The sequence below is a fragment of the Sphingomonas sp. CFBP 13733 genome (assembly GCF_014841795.1).
Taxonomy (GTDB): Bacteria; Pseudomonadota; Alphaproteobacteria; order Sphingomonadales; family Sphingomonadaceae; genus Sphingomonas; species Sphingomonas aerolata.
In genome coordinates this window covers 329,655-345,571 of record NZ_JACYUP010000001.1, presented here as the reverse complement: position 1 = coordinate 345,571, position 15,917 = coordinate 329,655, and the positions used below count along the sequence as shown (strand labels likewise).

At 69.6% G+C, this 15,917-nt stretch carries 13 protein-coding genes; 3 read left to right on the top strand and 10 right to left on the bottom strand.

Annotated features, from left to right (window positions below):
- Positions 1-5 precede the first annotated feature (5 nt).
- Complete coding sequence (gene mdcA / locus IFT71_RS01295) at positions 6-1,652, bottom strand: malonate decarboxylase subunit alpha (RefSeq protein ID WP_192138878.1); 1,647 nt, start codon at positions 1,650-1,652, stop codon at positions 6-8.
- A 165-nt stretch (positions 1,653-1,817) separates the two neighbouring features.
- On the opposite strand from mdcA, the gene madL reads away from it, so the two are divergent.
- From madL to IFT71_RS01280, 3 genes are read left to right on the top strand one after another with little or no spacing between them, the layout of a single operon-like run.
- Positions 1,818-2,261, top strand: coding sequence for a malonate transporter subunit MadL (madL, locus tag IFT71_RS01290; RefSeq protein ID WP_159510553.1), 444 nt, complete (start codon positions 1,818-1,820; stop codon positions 2,259-2,261).
- Positions 2,262-2,272: 11 nt separating this feature from the next.
- Entirely contained in the window at positions 2,273-3,037 is a 765-nt protein-coding gene (madM, locus tag IFT71_RS01285; protein WP_056022622.1) for a malonate transporter subunit MadM, read from the top strand.
- A gap of 6 nt (positions 3,038-3,043) precedes the next feature.
- Entirely contained in the window at positions 3,044-3,730 is a 687-nt protein-coding gene (locus tag IFT71_RS01280) for an FCD domain-containing protein (RefSeq protein WP_192138877.1), read from the top strand.
- 13 nt (positions 3,731-3,743) lie between these two features.
- Here IFT71_RS01280 and IFT71_RS01275 read toward each other — a convergent pair whose 3' ends face one another.
- From IFT71_RS01275 to IFT71_RS01235, 9 genes are read right to left on the bottom strand one after another with little or no spacing between them, the layout of a single operon-like run.
- Positions 3,744-4,706, bottom strand: a complete 963-nt coding sequence (locus IFT71_RS01275) for a hypothetical protein (RefSeq protein WP_192138876.1) — start codon at positions 4,704-4,706, stop codon at positions 3,744-3,746.
- A gap of 11 nt (positions 4,707-4,717) precedes the next feature.
- Complete coding sequence (locus tag IFT71_RS01270; protein ID WP_192138875.1) at positions 4,718-5,794, bottom strand: alpha/beta hydrolase; 1,077 nt, start codon at positions 5,792-5,794, stop codon at positions 4,718-4,720.
- Position 5,795: 1 nt separating this feature from the next.
- Positions 5,796-6,596, bottom strand: a complete 801-nt coding sequence (locus IFT71_RS01265; RefSeq protein ID WP_192138874.1) for a TylF/MycF/NovP-related O-methyltransferase — start codon at positions 6,594-6,596, stop codon at positions 5,796-5,798.
- Positions 6,587-7,243, bottom strand: coding sequence for a 4'-phosphopantetheinyl transferase family protein (locus IFT71_RS01260; RefSeq protein WP_206757432.1), 657 nt, complete (start codon positions 7,241-7,243; stop codon positions 6,587-6,589). The genes IFT71_RS01265 and IFT71_RS01260 overlap by 10 nt, the downstream gene beginning before the upstream one ends.
- Before the next feature lie 14 nt (positions 7,244-7,257).
- Positions 7,258-8,619: an APC family permease gene (locus IFT71_RS01255; RefSeq protein ID WP_192138872.1), complete on the bottom strand. Its 1,362-nt coding sequence runs from the start codon at positions 8,617-8,619 to the stop codon at positions 7,258-7,260.
- Entirely contained in the window at positions 8,619-9,017 is a 399-nt protein-coding gene (locus IFT71_RS01250) for an SCP2 sterol-binding domain-containing protein (RefSeq protein WP_192138871.1), read from the bottom strand. Before IFT71_RS01250 ends, IFT71_RS01255 begins: the two co-directional genes overlap by 1 nt.
- A 12-nt stretch (positions 9,018-9,029) precedes the next feature.
- Positions 9,030-10,280 (bottom strand): acyl-CoA dehydrogenase family protein, encoded by a 1,251-nt coding sequence (locus tag IFT71_RS01245; protein WP_159510546.1) that lies wholly within the window; start codon positions 10,278-10,280, stop codon positions 9,030-9,032.
- Positions 10,258-14,886, bottom strand: coding sequence for an aminotransferase class III-fold pyridoxal phosphate-dependent enzyme (locus tag IFT71_RS01240; RefSeq protein WP_192138870.1), 4,629 nt, complete (start codon positions 14,884-14,886; stop codon positions 10,258-10,260). Before IFT71_RS01240 ends, IFT71_RS01245 begins: the two co-directional genes overlap by 23 nt.
- Complete coding sequence (locus IFT71_RS01235; RefSeq protein ID WP_192138869.1) at positions 14,883-15,914, bottom strand: NAD-dependent epimerase/dehydratase family protein; 1,032 nt, start codon at positions 15,912-15,914, stop codon at positions 14,883-14,885. The genes IFT71_RS01240 and IFT71_RS01235 overlap by 4 nt, the downstream gene beginning before the upstream one ends.
- Positions 15,915-15,917 lie beyond the last annotated feature (3 nt).

The window sequence follows — 15,917 nt, the reverse complement described above, 5'->3', positions numbered from 1 at the left end:
ATCCCCTACCAGTTCCGGAACCGGCTCGGCGGCCGGTAGAGCCCGCCCGAGGCGAGCATCAGGTCCTTGATCGAACGCGCGGCCAGCATGTTGCGGTTCGCGTCGAGCGGGTCGATGCCGAGATCCTCGGGCCGCTGGATGATCTTCCGTTCGCGCAGCCGTTCGACCATCGCCCTGTCGCGGCCGCGGCCGATCTCGGTAAAGCCCGCCACGCCGCGGATCGCCTGTTCGCGCTCGTCCGCATCGCGGCAGAGCAGCAGGTTGGCGATGCCCTCTTCGGTGACGATGTGCGTAGTGTCGTCGGCGTAGACCATGATCGGTGCGAGATCGAGATCGAGCTTTTCCGCGAGTTCGAGCGCGCCGAGCTTCTCGACGAACAGCGGCGCATTGCCCTCGCCGAACGTCTCGCCGATCTGCACGACGAGCTTCCGGCCGCGGCGCAAGGGTGCTGCGGTGTCGGGATCGGCCTCCGCGCCGGCCTGCAACCAGGGTGTGCTCGGATGACGCCGGCCACGCGCATCCGAGCCCATATTGGGCGCGCCGCCAAAGCCGGCGATGCGGTTCGCGGTGATCGTCGAACTGTGCCCGGCGAGGTCGATCTGCAGCGTCGAGCCGATGAACATGTCGCAGGCATACAGCCCTGCGGTCTGGCTGAACGCGCGGTTCGAGCGGAGCGAGCCGTCGGGGCCGGTGAAGAAGATATCGGGCCGCGCGGCGAGATAATCCTCCATGCCGACTTCCGAGCCGAAGCAATGCACCTGCTCGACCCAGCCCGCCTCGATCGCGGGGATCAGCGTCGGATGCGGGTTGAGCGCCCAGTGCGTGCAGATCTTGCCCTTCAGCCCGAGCTTCTCGCCATAGGTCGGCAGCAATAGCTCAATCGCCGCGGTGTTGAAGCCGATGCCGTGGTTCAACCGGCGCACGCCATAGGGCTGATACAGCCCCTTGATCGCCAGCATCGCGGTCAGGATCTGCGTCTCGGTCATCGCCGCGGGATCGCGCGTGAACAGCGGCTCGACATAGAAGGGGCGCCCTGCGTCGAGCACGAAATGGACCTGGTCGCCGGGGATGTCGACGCGCGGCAGCGTATCGACGATCTCGCCGACCTGCGCGATCACCAGCCCGCTTCCGAAGCTCGTCGCCTCGACCACGGTCGGCGTGTCCTCGGTATTGGGGCCGGTATACAGGTTGCCGTGACGGTCCGCGCTGACCGCGGCGATCAGCGCGACCTGCGGCGTCAGATCGACGAAATAGCGCGCGAACAGCTCGAGATAGGTGTGGATCGCGCCAAGCTCGATCTTGCCGCCGAACAGCATCTTAGCGATCCGCGCCGATTGCGGGCCCGAATAGGAAAAATCGAGCCGCTTCGCGATGCCGCTGTCGAACAGGTCGAGATGCTCGGGCAGCACGACGCCGGATTGCACCATGTGCAGATCGTGGATCCGCGAGGGGTCCATCGCGGCGAGCCCCCGGGCCAGCACGTCCGCCTGTTTCTGGTTGTCGCCCTCGATACAGACCCGGTCGCCGGGCCTGAGCACCGCTTCGAGAAAGTCGACGAGCGTTTCGGGATCGACCAGCTTGCCGGTGGCAAAGCCCCGGCCCGCCGCGATCCGCTCCTCGCGCATCTGCTTGCGCGTATTCCATTGCCGCACCGCATCGCCTCCTGACGCTTATTCTGGCTCTCTTGTATTCGCTATTGCTTCAAACGCAACCCTGTGCATACTTAACGACGTATAAGACGCCAGATCGAATACATTGAGAGGATATGCCATGAGCGAGTCCCTACCCGTTGCCGCCACAGACGCCGGACGCGGCGCATGATCGCCGGAGTCGCGCTGCTCGCGATCTGTACGCTGATCGGGCAATTGCTGGGCGAAGGCCTTGGCGTGCTGCTCGGCGTGAAGGCCAATGTCGGCGGAGTCGGCATCGCGATGATCCTGCTGATCGCCGCGCGGATGTGGCTGAAGACCCGCGGCCGCTACAATGAGGGCGTATCGCGCGGGATCGGCTTCTGGGGCGCGCTCTATATCCCGATCGTCGTCGCGATGGCGGCGCAGCAGGATGTCGTCGCCGCGGTCGAGGGCGGCCCGATCGTGCTGATCGCGGGCGTCGGCGCGCTGCTGCTGTGCTTCAGCGCGGTCGCGATCATCAGCCGGTTGTCGGGCACGCCCGAGACGATGGACGAGATCGAGGCACGCGAGACGCGTGAAGCCGAGATGGCGATCGCCGCCGGATCCCCCGCCCCGATCACCCCGCGCTAAGGACCGAACGCATGGAAATGATCACCAAGGTCCTCACTGCCAATGCGCTGCTCACCGCGTTCGCGGTCGTCGGCATCGTCATGTGGTTGTCGAACATCCTGTCCGCCAAGCTGACGATGGGCCGGGTCCATGGCTCGGCGATCGCGATCCTGATCGGGCTCGCGCTCGCCTTCTGGGGCGGGATCGCGACGGGCGGGCACAAGGGGCTCGCCGACCTGCCGATGCTGGCGGGGATCGGGCTGATGGGCGGCGCGATGCTGCGCGACTTCGCGATCGTCGCGACCGCGTGCGAGGTCGATGTCGAACAGGCGAAGAAGGCGGGGCTGATCGGCGTCGTCGCGCTGCTGCTCGGCACGATCCTGCCGTTCATCGTCGGCGCGCTGGTCGCGGCGTCGTTCGGCTATACCGATGCGGTGTCGATGACGACGATCGGCGCGGGCGCGGTCACCTATATCGTCGGGCCGGTCACGGGGGCTGCGATCGGCGCGAGCTCGCCGGTCATCGCGCTGTCGATCGCGACGGGCGTGTTCAAGGCCGTGATGGTGATGGTCGGCACGCCCTTGGTCGCCGGGCTGATCGGGCTCAACAACCCGCGCAGCGCGATGGTGTTCGGCGGGCTGATGGGGACGGTCAGCGGCGTGTCAGGCGGGCTTGCCGCGACCGACCGCCGGCTCGTACCTTATGGCGCCTTGACCGCGACCTTCCATACCGGCCTAGGGTGCCTGGTGGCGCCGTCGATCCTCTATCTGATCGTCCGCGCGATCGTGGGGGGCTGACAAGACGTGGCGGATATCGAGAGCGAAGACACGGGGCTGCTGTCCGACCGAATCCGCAACGCGCTGACCGACGCGATCTCGTCGGGCGAGCTCGCGCCCGGCACGATGCTCGACGAACAGCAACTGGCCGACCGCTACGGCGCGTCGCGCACGCCGGTCCGCGAGGCGCTGCGCCAGCTCGCGACCAGCGGGATGGTCGAGGTCCGCCCGCGCCGCGGCGTCATCGTCCGCCATGTCACCGCCGAGGAGGTGATGGACATGTTCGAGACGATGGCGGAGCTCGAGGCGGTGTGCGTCCGGCTCGCCACCTACCGGATCACCCCGCTCGAGCGCAGCCGGCTGCTGCGGGTGCATGAGGCGAGCGAGGCGGCGGTCGCGACAGGTGACGTCGATGCCTATGACGCGCTCAACCGCGAGTTCCACGAGGCAATCTACCGCGCGGCGCATAATGATTTCCTTGCCGACCAGGCGATCGCGGTGCGGACGCGGCTCAACGCCTTCCGCCGGATGCAGCTGCGCCAGGACCGCCGCCTCGCCAGCTCGCGCGCGGAACATGACGCGGTGATGCGCGCGATCGCCGAGGGCGATGGCGACGAGGCGGCGCGGCGGATGCGCGCACACATGCTCAACGCCGCGAGCGCGCTCGACAGCTATATCGCCCACCAGGACGCTGCGCACGCCAAGCCGGCGTGATGATCGCGGCGCGTCAGGCTCGGCGCCCAACGGGCCGGGTCATCATATAGATCCCGACCAGCAGCAGATCGGGAACCCACAGGAAACCGCCGCGCATGTAGAAGTCGGTATTCTGGCCGGTCCAGAGCCAGTTGAACTTGCCGTTGGCGAGCCACAGGCCGTCAAAGCCCTCGATCAGCGCCCCCTGCAGCAGCAGGATCGCGAGCATCCGGGGCTCGCCGCGCCGCACCGCGAGCCACAGGCCGAACAGCAGGAACAACCCGTAAGCGAGGTTGCGCGTGCCGATCCACCGCGCGGGCAGGATCGCGCCGAACAGCGCCGACCCCGTCCCCCAGTCCGGAAACGGCCGGAACGCGGCCATCCAGAAGCCGGTGCTGTCGAACCACCACCAATAGGCGAACAGCAGCTTCATCCCGGCATAGGCGAGCGTGACGACATAGCAGACGATCACGAAATGGCGGTCGATCCAGCGGCCTGCCGCGCTTTGCCGTGGCGGGATTGCCGCTGTCGGCGTCGCGCGGGCGGGGCTGTCCGACTGGGCGGCGAACACCCATGCCGTCGCGAGCAGCGCGACCACCCAGCCGACACTGACGAGCATCGCGCCGCTCGATGCCGGCGGTGCCCAGCCCAACGCCTGCCCGCGGCTCAGCCAGACGGCATCGATCGTCTCGATCAGCGCCGCCTCGCAGGCAAAATAGGCCGGCAGACGATAGGCGCGCAGACACAGCGCGATGATCACGGTGGCGAGAAACCCGATCGCGTGCATCGCGGTCCGCGTGCCAAGCCATTTCGCCGGCAACAGCGCACCATAGAGCGCGGCACCGCTGCCCCAATCCGGAAAGGGCCTGAACAGCAATTCCCACCGCGCGATGCCGTGAAACCAGAAATCGCCGGCCAGCAAGGCCTTGCTGGTGAGATAGACCAGCATCACCGCCAGTGCGGCGAGGAACGCGGGCACGGAGTGGCGGACGGGCATGATGCGCGCTTTCAGTTCGACCCCGAGGGGTGGCTGGTGGAGGAGTCGCCCGCGGCCTGCGGATTGGCGGGCCAGCGGCCGGGGGCATGGACGTGGATCCAGTCCACGACCGCGTCGATGAGTTCGGGGGGCGGCTTGAGGATCATCAGATGCGGCAGGTCGCCGAGCAGCAGAAACCGCTTCTGACAGGTAAGCTGGTCGAACAGATGCTGTTCATAGGCGACGGGGAAGACTTCGTCGCCGCGTGACGAGATCAGCATCAGCGGCGTCGTGATCCGGTCGAGCGGCCGTGCAAGGTCGGTCTTGGCGAGGGTCGAGATCGCCCCGAGGCCGTAGGCGAGCGTGACGAGCGGATCGGTGCGCATCAGTTCCATCGCCGAGCCGCCGCCGGGCAGCTTCAGCTTGTCGAACGGCAGGTACCAAGTGACGGGAATCGACCAGGCGCGCAGCCGCAGGAACAGCCAGCACAGGAACGGCACGAGCCACAGGGGCGGCTTCAGGATCGCGATCTGGCGGATCGTGTTGCCTTCGAGCCAGGCGATATTGTGACAGACGACGGTGGCGACCGCGGGATCGTCGGTGGCCGCGACGTACAGGCCGATCACCCCGCCCTGGCTGCTGCCCGAGAAGACCACCTTGCGGCCAAAGCGCGCATGTGCCCAGGCGCAGACGGCGCGCGCATCGTCGATCGCCTGCGTCACGGTGAAATAGCCGCGCCAGCGTCCGCTGCGGCCGTGACCGCGCGGATCATAGGCGACCACCGTGCAGCCGCGGCGGTGCAGGTCGACGAGCAGCTGCGCGTAGAGCTGCGCATAGGCCGCGGTCCCCGGCATGAAGACATAGACCGGCGCATCGGGCGCGCCCTGCAGCACATAGAGCGCGAGGCACACGCCGTCCGCGGTCCTGAGATAATCGCGCGCGAAGCCATTGGGCGCCGCATCGATGCCGAAGCGCGCGTAGAGACCGGCGAGATAGGTGATGAGCGTGCATTCGCACGCGCGCCGGCGGTGCATGTACCATTGGCTGACCGCGAGCCATAGCAGCATCCCGCCAAGCAGGAGGGCGGCGAGGATGGACAGGATCGCCATCTCACGCCGCCGCGCCACGCCGGGTGGCGGCCGGATGGACGGACAGGCGCCCTGCCCCGGCGCCGTCCGGGGGGACCGCCGAGACTGCCGGACTCTCGGGCACGCTGCGGCAGACGATCATCGCCTGCGTGCTTGGCAGTTCGATCGGTCGTTCGGGTCGGGTCGCGAGGAAGTCGGCAAAGGCGCGCTCAACCCCCGGCAGCATCGAATAATCGTGCGACAGGATGATCCCGCCCCGCACCATCCGGGGATAGAAGAAGGCGAGCCCGGCCAGCGTGCTCTCATAGAGATCGACGTCGAGATGCACGAAGCTGAAGCGCAGCGCGTCGAGCCCGGCCGTCGAGGCGGGAAACGCGCCGGGATGAAACCGGACCATGTCGAGATCGGCAAGCCGCGCGCGCACCCGCGGCAGGCTGGCTTCGAACTGACCCCGCTGCAGGACTTCGCGTTCGTCCGCGCGGGGTTCGGGAAGCCCGGCGAAGCTGTCGAACAGATGCAGCGCCCGCCCCGGCGCCGCGGCGGCGATCAGCGACGCGGACGTCCCTTCGAACACGCCGAACTCGGCCAGATCGCCATCGAGCGCGGCCTGCGCATGCGCGATGCCGTACAGCGTGAACGACTCGTTCGCGGTCAGCAGCGACTCACGGCCGCGCTTGCTCCGGCGGATCAGCGCCAGCGTGTCGCCCCGCTTGTGCCCCCGCAGCGACAACGACTCGATCGCCGAGGCGAGCCCGATCGCGCCGCGGCGGAGCAGCCGGCTGCGCCCGACGATGCGCTGGACCTGGGGGTGCTTCATCCACATCGGCCGGTTTCCTCCACGGGGCAAAAGGCGAGCGCCGCGTCGGCGGCGATGCCGTCGGGCAGGCGCAGGTCGCACCATGTCCAGCGCGTGCCGCCGAACTGGAGCGTGCCAGCGCTGGCGGACAGGGCGAATGGCGACTGGGCGCGGACCGACAGGCCGAACCCCGTGCCCTTCACCAGCGCCTCGTGGCGGGTCCAGCGGCGCGTCACCTCGGAATCGGGGAGTGCGTGATCGCGGCACAGGAATGGCGCGCGGTCAGGCCCGTGGCATTCGATATCGATGCCGAGTTCGGTGTCACGAGCGAGCGCGGTCAGCGCGATCGCACCGCTCCGGCTGGTGTTGAAGTATAGCGGCGCCGATCCGCGCGACCGGATGCTCGGCTTGCCGCGTGCCCCCGACACGATCTCGACCGCGTCGGCGGACTGGCCGAGCGCGCGCGCCAGCAGGCCGCGCAGTTCGAACCGGGCGCGGCTGGCCCGGGCGGTGTGCGTATCGGTCGCGCCGGTGTCGGTCGGCGGGGTGGCGGGCAGATCGTACAGCCACAGGTCGATGAACCCGCGCTCCGGCATGACGCAGGTCGCGGCAGCCCAGTCCGCGACGATCGCGCCGTCGCTGACCGCGACGCGCGCATGCCGGGGCGTGGACACGGGCGACGGCGTCGTCACCGGGCTGCACCGACAGGCGCGCGGACGGCCGCCTGCTCCTGCGACCAGCGGGAATAGAGCGTGAGCAGCGTGACGAGCAGGATCGCGACGGCGACGCCGGCGATGGCCTGCGGCACGATCGCGGGCACGGTGAACAGCGATGCCACCGCGATCAGCGGCATCAGGACGATCACCGCCCAGTGGCTCGCCCCCGGCAACCGGCTGCGGAAAGGCCGGGCGAGCTCCGGGCGACAGCGGCGCAGACGCTCGACCGCGCCGACATAGGCGGCATAGATCACGCAGATGATCGCCGACCCGACGAGCCCGACGACGAGATACAGATCGAACGCCGCGATAAGCAGCGCAGCGAGCAGGCCGAGGCTGCCCAGCACGAGCACGGCACCGACCGGCGCGCCCGTATCGACCTGTACCCGCGCGACGAACCGCGGCAGCGATCCCTCGCGCGCGAGCGCCTGGAGCAGTTGCGCGCCGCCCATGATGCCCGCGTTGAACGTCGAGACGATCGCGCCGAGTCCGACCAGCACGGCGAGCGCAATGCCGGGGCTGCCCAGCAGCGCGGTGAACAGCGGCACCTGCGGCGTCGCACTCGTGGCGATCAGGCCGTGCGGCAGCCTTGTACCGAGCGCGGCGACGAACAGGCCATAGGTGACGAGCAGCGTCCCGATCGCGACGAGCATCGCGATCGGGACCCGTCGCGCATAGGCCTGCCGCGACAGGCCGACCGGGGTGACCCATTCGAAGCCGGTATAGATGAAGATCGCGAGCGCGATCGCCGCGGGCAGCCCTGCCCAGCCCGCGGGCGCGGCTGTCGTCGTCAGGTCTCGCATCGGCGTGACGCCCGGTGCCGGCAGGAACCAGAGCGCGGCCGTGGCGGTGACAAGCAGCACCGCCATCGTCCCGAACGCGGTAAGGATCTGCAGGCGACGTGGCAGGTCGAGCCCGCGCAGGTTCGTCAGCACGACGACGGACATCAGGACGACGATCGACACCGTCGGTGGCACGGCGGGCAGCGCGGCCTGCACCACCATCGCAAAGCCGTAGCTCTCGACCCCCGCGATCATCACGACGAACAGCAGATAGGCGTGGACCAGCACCAGCGCCGCGACCGGTCCGAACGCCGCGCGGAAATAGGTGATCACCGCAGGCGAGGAGGGCCACATGCTCGCCAGCTCGCCGATCGCCGCGCCGATCACCGTGCAGATCACGCCGGCGACCAGCAGCGCGACCAGCGCCGGCCCGGTGCCGGTCACCGCGAACAGCCCCGAGACCATCGCGAACGCCGAATTGCTGAGCGCCATGCCCGCGCCGACCGCGACATAGAACAGCCACTCGCCGCGAAAGGACAGGCGGGTTGCCATCACAGCCCCCAGATGACCATGGCGAGCGCTTCGAGCTTCACCTTGTCGCGCGCGTCTGAATAGACTTCGAGCTGTCCGTCGATCACCGCCGAGGACGGATTGTAGCGGCCCGCGAAGATCTCGATCAGCGTCCGCTCGTCGCCGCTCAGCGTCACGAACGGGGTGTCGCCGGTGCCCTCGGCCCCGTCGCGGATATCGGTGACGCGGGTGCCGGTCACCGTCAGCACGACGCTGCGCGCGGTGTCGGTCGCGTCGACGAGCAGGCGGCGGTTCCAGCCTGCGGTCAGCTTCGCCGCGCGGCCATTGGCGTTGAAGCGATCGCGGAAATCGCCGAGCCAGTGATCGAGCGTCTCGACTGGCACGGCGGGCTGCGCGGCGGCGGCGGCGGCAAATGTCATCGCGATATATCCTCAGGCCCAGGGTTGCGGCGTGCCGAGCAACTGATTGCCCATGATCACCTTCAGCGTGTCGTCGGAGGGGCCCATCAGCGAGCCGGCGCGCGCGTCGCGGTAACAGCGCTCGACGAGGTGGCCGCGCTTGTAGCCACTGCCCCCGCAGACCTGCAGCGCGGTATGCGCGACATCGACCGCCATCTCGCTGGCGATGATCTTCAGTTCGGCCAGCTCGACGAAATAGGGGTCGTCGGGATTGTCGCGGATGATCTCGTCGAGCAGCCCGGCGGTGTTGAATTCGTTGAACAGGACCACCGCATTGTCCGACATCTGCGCGACCCGCAGCACGGTCGCGCGCGCCTGGTCGATCCGGCAGCGCATCTCGGCGGCATAGCGCTGCACCGTCTCGACGGTGGCGAGCGAGCGTTGCGTATCCGAATGGACGCGCCCCTTCACATGCGCGATCGCGCCATCGAAGGCGGCCGAGGCAAGCCCCAGATAACAGCTCGCCAGACCGACCAGGTAGATCGGCAGCGCATAGGCCATCATGAACGAAAAGCCCGTGGTCTCGCCGCCGAGCCGGGCGATCGGCGGGACGTGCACCTGGTTGAAGTGCAGCGGGCGGCTGCCATTGCCGCGCAGCCCCATGCCGTCCCAGGCGCCCTTGGGCTCGATCCCGGTCGCATCGCCATCGACCCAGAACATGCTGAGATCGGTCGCTCCGGCATCGGCATTGCCACGTGTCGGGACGAGGTAGAAATCGGCATGGCCCGCCGAGGTGCAGAACGACTTGAAGGAGTCGAGGATGAAGCCGTGGCCGTTCTTGCGCGCATGGCTGTCCATGTGCCATATCCGGTTGCCCGATCCCGGTTCGCTCATCGCGAACGCGCCGAGAAGCTCGCCGCGGACGATCGGGGCGATGAACCGCTCCACCTGTTCGGCATCGGCGAGCGCGCACAGCATCGGCAGAGTCGACTGGTGCATCGTGTAGATCATCGCGGTCGACACGCAGCCCTTGGCGAGCGCCTCGGTGACCAGCGCGGCGGTGACGATGTCCCCGCCGCCGCCACCCATCTCGGTCGGGATCATCAGCGCGAGCAGCCCCGATCGCTTCAGCGCGTCGATATTGGCGCTGGGGAAGACCCCGCCGTGATCGATCTCGGCCGCATTGGGGCGCAGCACCTCGCGCGCCAGCGTCTCCGCCTTGCGACACCAGCGTCCCTGCTCGCGCGTGAGCGCGATGCCGTCAAGATTGAGGGCGTTGGGCATATTTTTCCCCTTGGTCATGAAGGTTGTGCGTGCGGCGGGCGCGCCAGTCGGCGGGCTCGAGCGGGCGGCCGAAACTGGTTGGCGCGGCGATCCGGAAGCCCTGCCGCGCGCCCCAGCCGCGCAGGGCGCGAAGATAGTCGAGCGGTACGCCAAGTCCGATCGGCGCGGCGTTGAACCGACCTTCGAGCGCAAGGATCATCGGTTCGCACATGCACGCGAACGCGACCCCGGGTGCGAGGCCGAAGCGGATGCCCAGATCGGGCGCGCCGGGCACCGCGACCAGCCCGCCGTCTAGCACCAGCAGATCGGGCCGCGCGGTCGCGGTCGCGCGGCCGATGTTACGTGGCTGCGACACGTCGCACAGGATCGCGTTCGGGCGGAACAGTTCGGGTGCCAGGATCAGGTCCGGGCTGGAGGTCGCGGTAAAGACGAGGTCGCAGGCGGCGAGCGCGGCATGGTCCGCGGCAAGCTCGACATCGCCCGCGAGGATCAGCCAGTTGGCGACCGCGGCCGCATCCGCCCCGGTCCTGTCGTGATAGGCCAGCGCCCGGCGCGCCAGGTCGCCGCTCACCCCGTCGCGGCCCGCGATCAGCGCCGCGGCGATCGCCGCCGCCGCCGACCGCAGCCGCGCCAGACTGGCGCGCCGGTGCCCGGGATTGCCGACGAGCACGATCCGGCTGACGCGCTCGGCCATCAGATAGGCGAGACCGAGCCCGACCGACCCACCACCGCCGACGATCCCGACGACCGCCTTGTCCAGCGGACGGTCGAGCCGGTCGCACGCCGCCGCCATCGCATCGACCGCGGCGATCGCGGTATAGCTGTTGCCGGTCGTGACCGGCACCCCCGACCCGGCAAGGTCGCTGCCACCGCCGCACGCGATCGAGCAATAGCCGCCCAGCCCGACCACACCCGCGCCGGCGGTCCGCGCGAGCTCGGCCGCCGCGCGGATCGCCGCGAGCCCGCCGGCGCGGTCGCGTGCCAGCGCCAGCGCGGTCCAGGGGACGAGGATTATCGTACCGCACGCGGTGCGATCGCGCCCCTCGACCGACAGCGTGTTCGCGACGAACGGCGCGATCATGCCGCCGAGCCGGTCGGTCAGTTCGGTCAGCTGCGGCACGGAAAAGCGCGCGAGTGTGTCGTCGATCGCGGCAAAGCCCGCGGCGTCGAGCGGATGCGCGAGGAACGCCCAGGGTCGCGCGTCGTGCTTCGCGACGACGATCGACGGCGCCGACGGACGCGGCGGGGTCCGCGTCTGGCCGATGGCCGATCCCGACAGCGGCGCGTCGAGCAGGTGGTTGATCAGCGCCCCGCCATCCCCCGCCGCAAGCAGCCGTGCGACCTGCTCGACTGCGGCGACGATCAGGTCCGCCTCGGCCTCGGTCAGCGTCAGCGGCGGCTCGATCCGGACGACGTCGCTGCCGAGCAGCGTCGGTGCGACGCGGACGTGACAGACATTGAGGAGATAGCTCGCGACGAGCGGCGCGAGCATGGCCTGTTCGGCGAGGATATCGAGCAGGCCATGAGCGGCGGGCGCGGCGCGGCCCGCGGGCAGCCGCAGCCCGAGGAGATAGCCGCGACCGCGAACGCCCAGCCGGGCTGCCGGATAGCGATCCGCCACGGCGCGCAGCCCCGCTTCGAGCCGGGCGCCGCGTTCGGCCACCATATCGACGAGACGCCCGCCATCGGCCGTCAGCCGGGCGAGCGCGCCAAGGCCGACCCGGCAGGCGAGCCCGTTGCCGGCAAAGGTCGAGCTGTGCTTGCCCGCAAATGCCGCGCTGTGGCAGCCCGACGCATAGAGGACCGCGCCGATCGGTAGCACCCCGCCGCCGAGCGCCTTGGCAATCAGCAGAATGTCGGGCGCGACACATTCGACGTCGCAGGCGAACATCGCGCCGGTACGCCCGAGCCCGGTCTGGATCTCGTCGACGATCAGCAGCACACCGTGCGCCCGGCACAGGCTGGCCGCGGCGGCGAGATAGCCGCGCGGCGGCTCGACGATGCCCGCCTCGCCCTGGATCGGCTCGACGATGAACCCGGCATAGCGCGTCCCGGTCTCGGCAAGGACCCGCTCGAGCGCGGCGATGTCGCCGAACGGGACATAGTCGACGTCGAGGACGGGCGCGCCGAACGGCGCCTGGAACGTGTCGCGTCCGGTCACCGACAGCGCGCCGAAGGTCTTGCCGTGGAAGCCGTTGGTGGTCGAGAGGAAGCCCGGGCGTCCGGTCGCGGCGCGGGCGATCTTCAGGCCGATCTCGGTCGCCTCGGCGCCGCTGTTCGCAAAGCAGACGTGGCGCAGCCCGGGTGGTGCGATCGCCAGCAGCGCCTCGGCCAGGGCCCCGGCGGCGTCATTCATCGACGGCTGGACGAGGCTCGGCGCGGCAGCGGTACGCGCCGCGTCGAGCGCCTGCCATATCTCAGGCGGATTATGCCCGAACGGGAGCGCGCCGAATCCTGCAATCGCGTCGAGGATGCGCGTGCCGTCGTCCCATGTCAGCCAAGCGCCCGCACCGCTCGTGAACGGCCGGTCGAGCCGGAATCGGCGCAGCAATGCCCCGATCTCGGGATTGACCAGCGTTTCCCACGGATGACGCCCGGCCGTTGTCCCGGGCGGCGCGGCACGTTCGGCAGCGATCTCGGCGATGCTCCAGCCGCGCAGGAGGCGTTCGAGCGGCAGGTCGATCGTCATCTCCTGCTCGATCGCGGCGCGCAGGTCGGCAAGTTCGAGCGACCCGAGACCGAGCTGGTGCAACGGGCGCTCGACCGTGACGTGCAGATCCGGATCGCCGAGCAGCCGGCGGACATGGCGGACCAGCGTCGCGGTCAGCGCGTTGGCGTCGGGGCACGCCTTGGCGGGCAGCGCGACGCTTGCGCGAGCGGCGGGCGCGGACAAGTGCGTAGGCCACGCCGCGATCACCCCCTCCAGCCGCTGGTCACACCAGGCGTCGCGTACAGCCGCGCGGCGCAGCTTGCCGCTCGACGTCTTGGGCAGCGTGCGACGTCGCAGCAGGACGACGGAGCGGACCGCGATGCCGTGCGCGTCGGACACCGCGGTGCGCACTGCCGCGATCACGGTTTCGGGCGCATCGCTGCCCAGATCGGCAAAGACCTCGGCCGCGACGACCAGCGCATCGGTATCGCCCTCGACCGCAAAGGCCACGACATTGCCGGGGCGGACCGCGGCGTGCGCCGCCTCGACGGTCGCCTCGATATCGTGCGGCACGTGATTGGTCCCGGCGATGATGATCAGGTCCTTGAGCCGTCCCGTGACGACGAGCTCGCCTTGATCAAGAAACCCCGTGTCGCCGGTGCGCAGCCAGCGCGTCCCGGGCTCGCCCGCGATCTGCGCGCCGAACACCGCTTCGCTCTCCGCCGCACGGCCCCAATATCCGCCGGCGACGCTCGGGCCCGTCACCCAGATCTCGCCGGTGGATCCGAAGGACTGCCGCTCCCGAGTCTCCGGGTTCACGAGCGCGATGTGGTGGCCGGCCGCCGCTGTGCCGCAGGCCGCATAGGCCAGCGTGGGCGACGCTTCTCCGTCCGCGGCGGGCGCGCCGACCATCCGCGGCCCCCCTCCGGCGCGGGTGCCGCTGACGAACACGACGCTTTCGGCCAATCCGTAAAAGGGGCGCAGTGCCGCGGCGTCGAAGCCGACCGGCGCAAAGGCGGCGGCGAACCGGTCGACCGTCGCGCGCCGGACCGGCTCGGCGCCGCTGACAGCGATCCGCCAGTGCCGCAGGTCCAGCCCGTCGCGCTCGCCTGCGGCAACGTGACGTTGACACAGCTCATAGGCGAAATTGGGTGCGCCGCTCCAGACGCCGCGATGACGGGTCAGCGCGCGCAACCAGCGCACCGGCCGGTTGAGGAACGTCTGCGGGGCCATGAGCACGAGCGGATGGCCGCCATACAATGCGAACAGGATGCCGCCCGCCAGTCCCATGTCGTGGAAATGCGGGAGCCAGGTCACGCCCGGCGCACCCGCCGGCAAGTCCATCGCCGCGCCGATCGCCGCGAGGTTCGCAAGTGCCTGTGCGTGCGTGATCATCACGCCCTTGGGCATTCCCGTCGATCCCGACGTATATTGGAGATAGGCGATGTCGTCCGGCGATGGCAGGTCGCGCTGCCCCGGCGCGGGAAACGGCGGTCCGGATGGTCCGGCGGACACCGGGGGCAGCGCGTCGCTGGCGATCCATGTGACCCCCTCGCGAGACGCCGCCGCGGGCAACGCCGCGATGCGATCGCTGGTCGTCAGCGCGAGCCGGGGCGTACAGTCCGCAATCACCGCGGCGGTCGCGGCATAGGCCAGCGTGCCGATCGTCCCGCCGCGTGGGCAGGGCACCGGAACCGCGGTCATGCCGGCAAATCCCGTCGCGAAGAAGCCGATGATGAAGTCGAGCCCGGGGGGATAATAGAGCAGGACGCGGTCGCCGCGGCGGCCGTGCGCGAGCAGGTGCGAGGCGAGCGAGCGCGCGCGTGTTTCGAGCGCGGCGAGGTCGAGGATATCCTCGCTGCCGTCCTCGCATTCGAACCGGTACCCGGCGCCGGCCGCACCGCCCGGGGACGCCCTGGCGATGAGCAGCTCGACGAGGGTCGAGGCGCCGGTCACTGGCTTGCACCATGCGCGACCGGCTCGCCCGAGATCGTTTCGCGCAGGACGGCGCGACGCGTCTCGGCGATCTGATCGCGGACCCAGCGCACCGCGGGCGATAGCACGTCGCGCGCCGGTCGCGGGCGATAGCCGAGCTCGGCGCGGGCCTTGTCAGACACGACGAACCAGTAGCGGCTGAGATAGTCGAGCAAAACCGGCTCGATTGGCGGCGCCCGTCGGACAAGGCGGCACGCGACCACCGCGCTTCGCAGCAGCGCGAACGGCACGACGACCACGGGTCGGCGGACCGCGGCGATGTCGAGCATCAGCCGGACGATCTGTTCGATCGTCAGATTGTCGCCGCCCAGGATATAGCGCTCGCCGGCACCGCCCCGTGCGAGCGCGGCGACGATACCCGAAGCGACGTCGTCGACATGGACGACCGAGCTGCCGCCCCTCACCGCCAGTGCGGGCCAGCCACTGAGCACGTCGCGGATGCTGCCCGCGGTGATCCAGTCCTGATCGTCGGCGCCATAGGTTTCCGCCGGGCTGACGATCACCGTCTCGAGCGTACCGCCATTGTGGCGGAGGACCGCCTGTTCCGCCGCATGCTTGGCGACCGCATAGTCGAGCCCCGACTGGCCGAGCGTGAACCGGCTGCGCTCGTCGAGCGCGACGGGTTTGCGGGTGCCGTCGATCGCGGCCGTCGAGGAGACATAGACGAGCCGCCGGACACTGGTGTCGGCGAGTGCGGCGAGCAGTCTGAGCGTCCCCTGGTGGATGACGTCATGGACCGCCGGGCCGGTGATCTGGTCCCAGCCGCTCAGCCCGGCGAGATGAATGCAGGCATCACAGCCCTTGACCGCGCGGGCCAGGCTGAACGCATCGAAGAGATCGCCGCGCACCTGTTCGACCGCCAGTCCGCCGAGCCGACCGATCCGACGGTCGGAGCGGACGAGACAGCGGACCTGGTATCCGTGGTCGAGCAGCCGTCGCACGGTGCGGGCGCCGATGAAGCCGGTACTTCCCGTGACCAGAACCCTCACCGC

Coding starts and splice junctions, on each gene's coding strand:
- IFT71_RS01255 (WP_192138872.1), bottom strand. CDS start 8,619: ATGGCAACCCGCCTGTCCTTTCGCGGCGAGTGGCTGTTCTATGTCGCG.
- madL (WP_159510553.1), top strand. CDS start 1,818: ATGATCGCCGGAGTCGCGCTGCTCGCGATCTGTACGCTGATCGGGCAA.
- madM (WP_056022622.1), top strand. CDS start 2,273: ATGGAAATGATCACCAAGGTCCTCACTGCCAATGCGCTGCTCACCGCG.
- IFT71_RS01270 (WP_192138875.1), bottom strand. CDS start 5,794: ATGGCGATCCTGTCCATCCTCGCCGCCCTCCTGCTTGGCGGGATGCTG.
- IFT71_RS01275 (WP_192138876.1), bottom strand. CDS start 4,706: ATGCCCGTCCGCCACTCCGTGCCCGCGTTCCTCGCCGCACTGGCGGTG.
- IFT71_RS01250 (WP_192138871.1), bottom strand. CDS start 9,017: ATGACATTTGCCGCCGCCGCCGCCGCGCAGCCCGCCGTGCCAGTCGAG.
- IFT71_RS01245 (WP_159510546.1), bottom strand. CDS start 10,280: ATGCCCAACGCCCTCAATCTTGACGGCATCGCGCTCACGCGCGAGCAG.
- IFT71_RS01265 (WP_192138874.1), bottom strand. CDS start 6,596: ATGTGGATGAAGCACCCCCAGGTCCAGCGCATCGTCGGGCGCAGCCGG.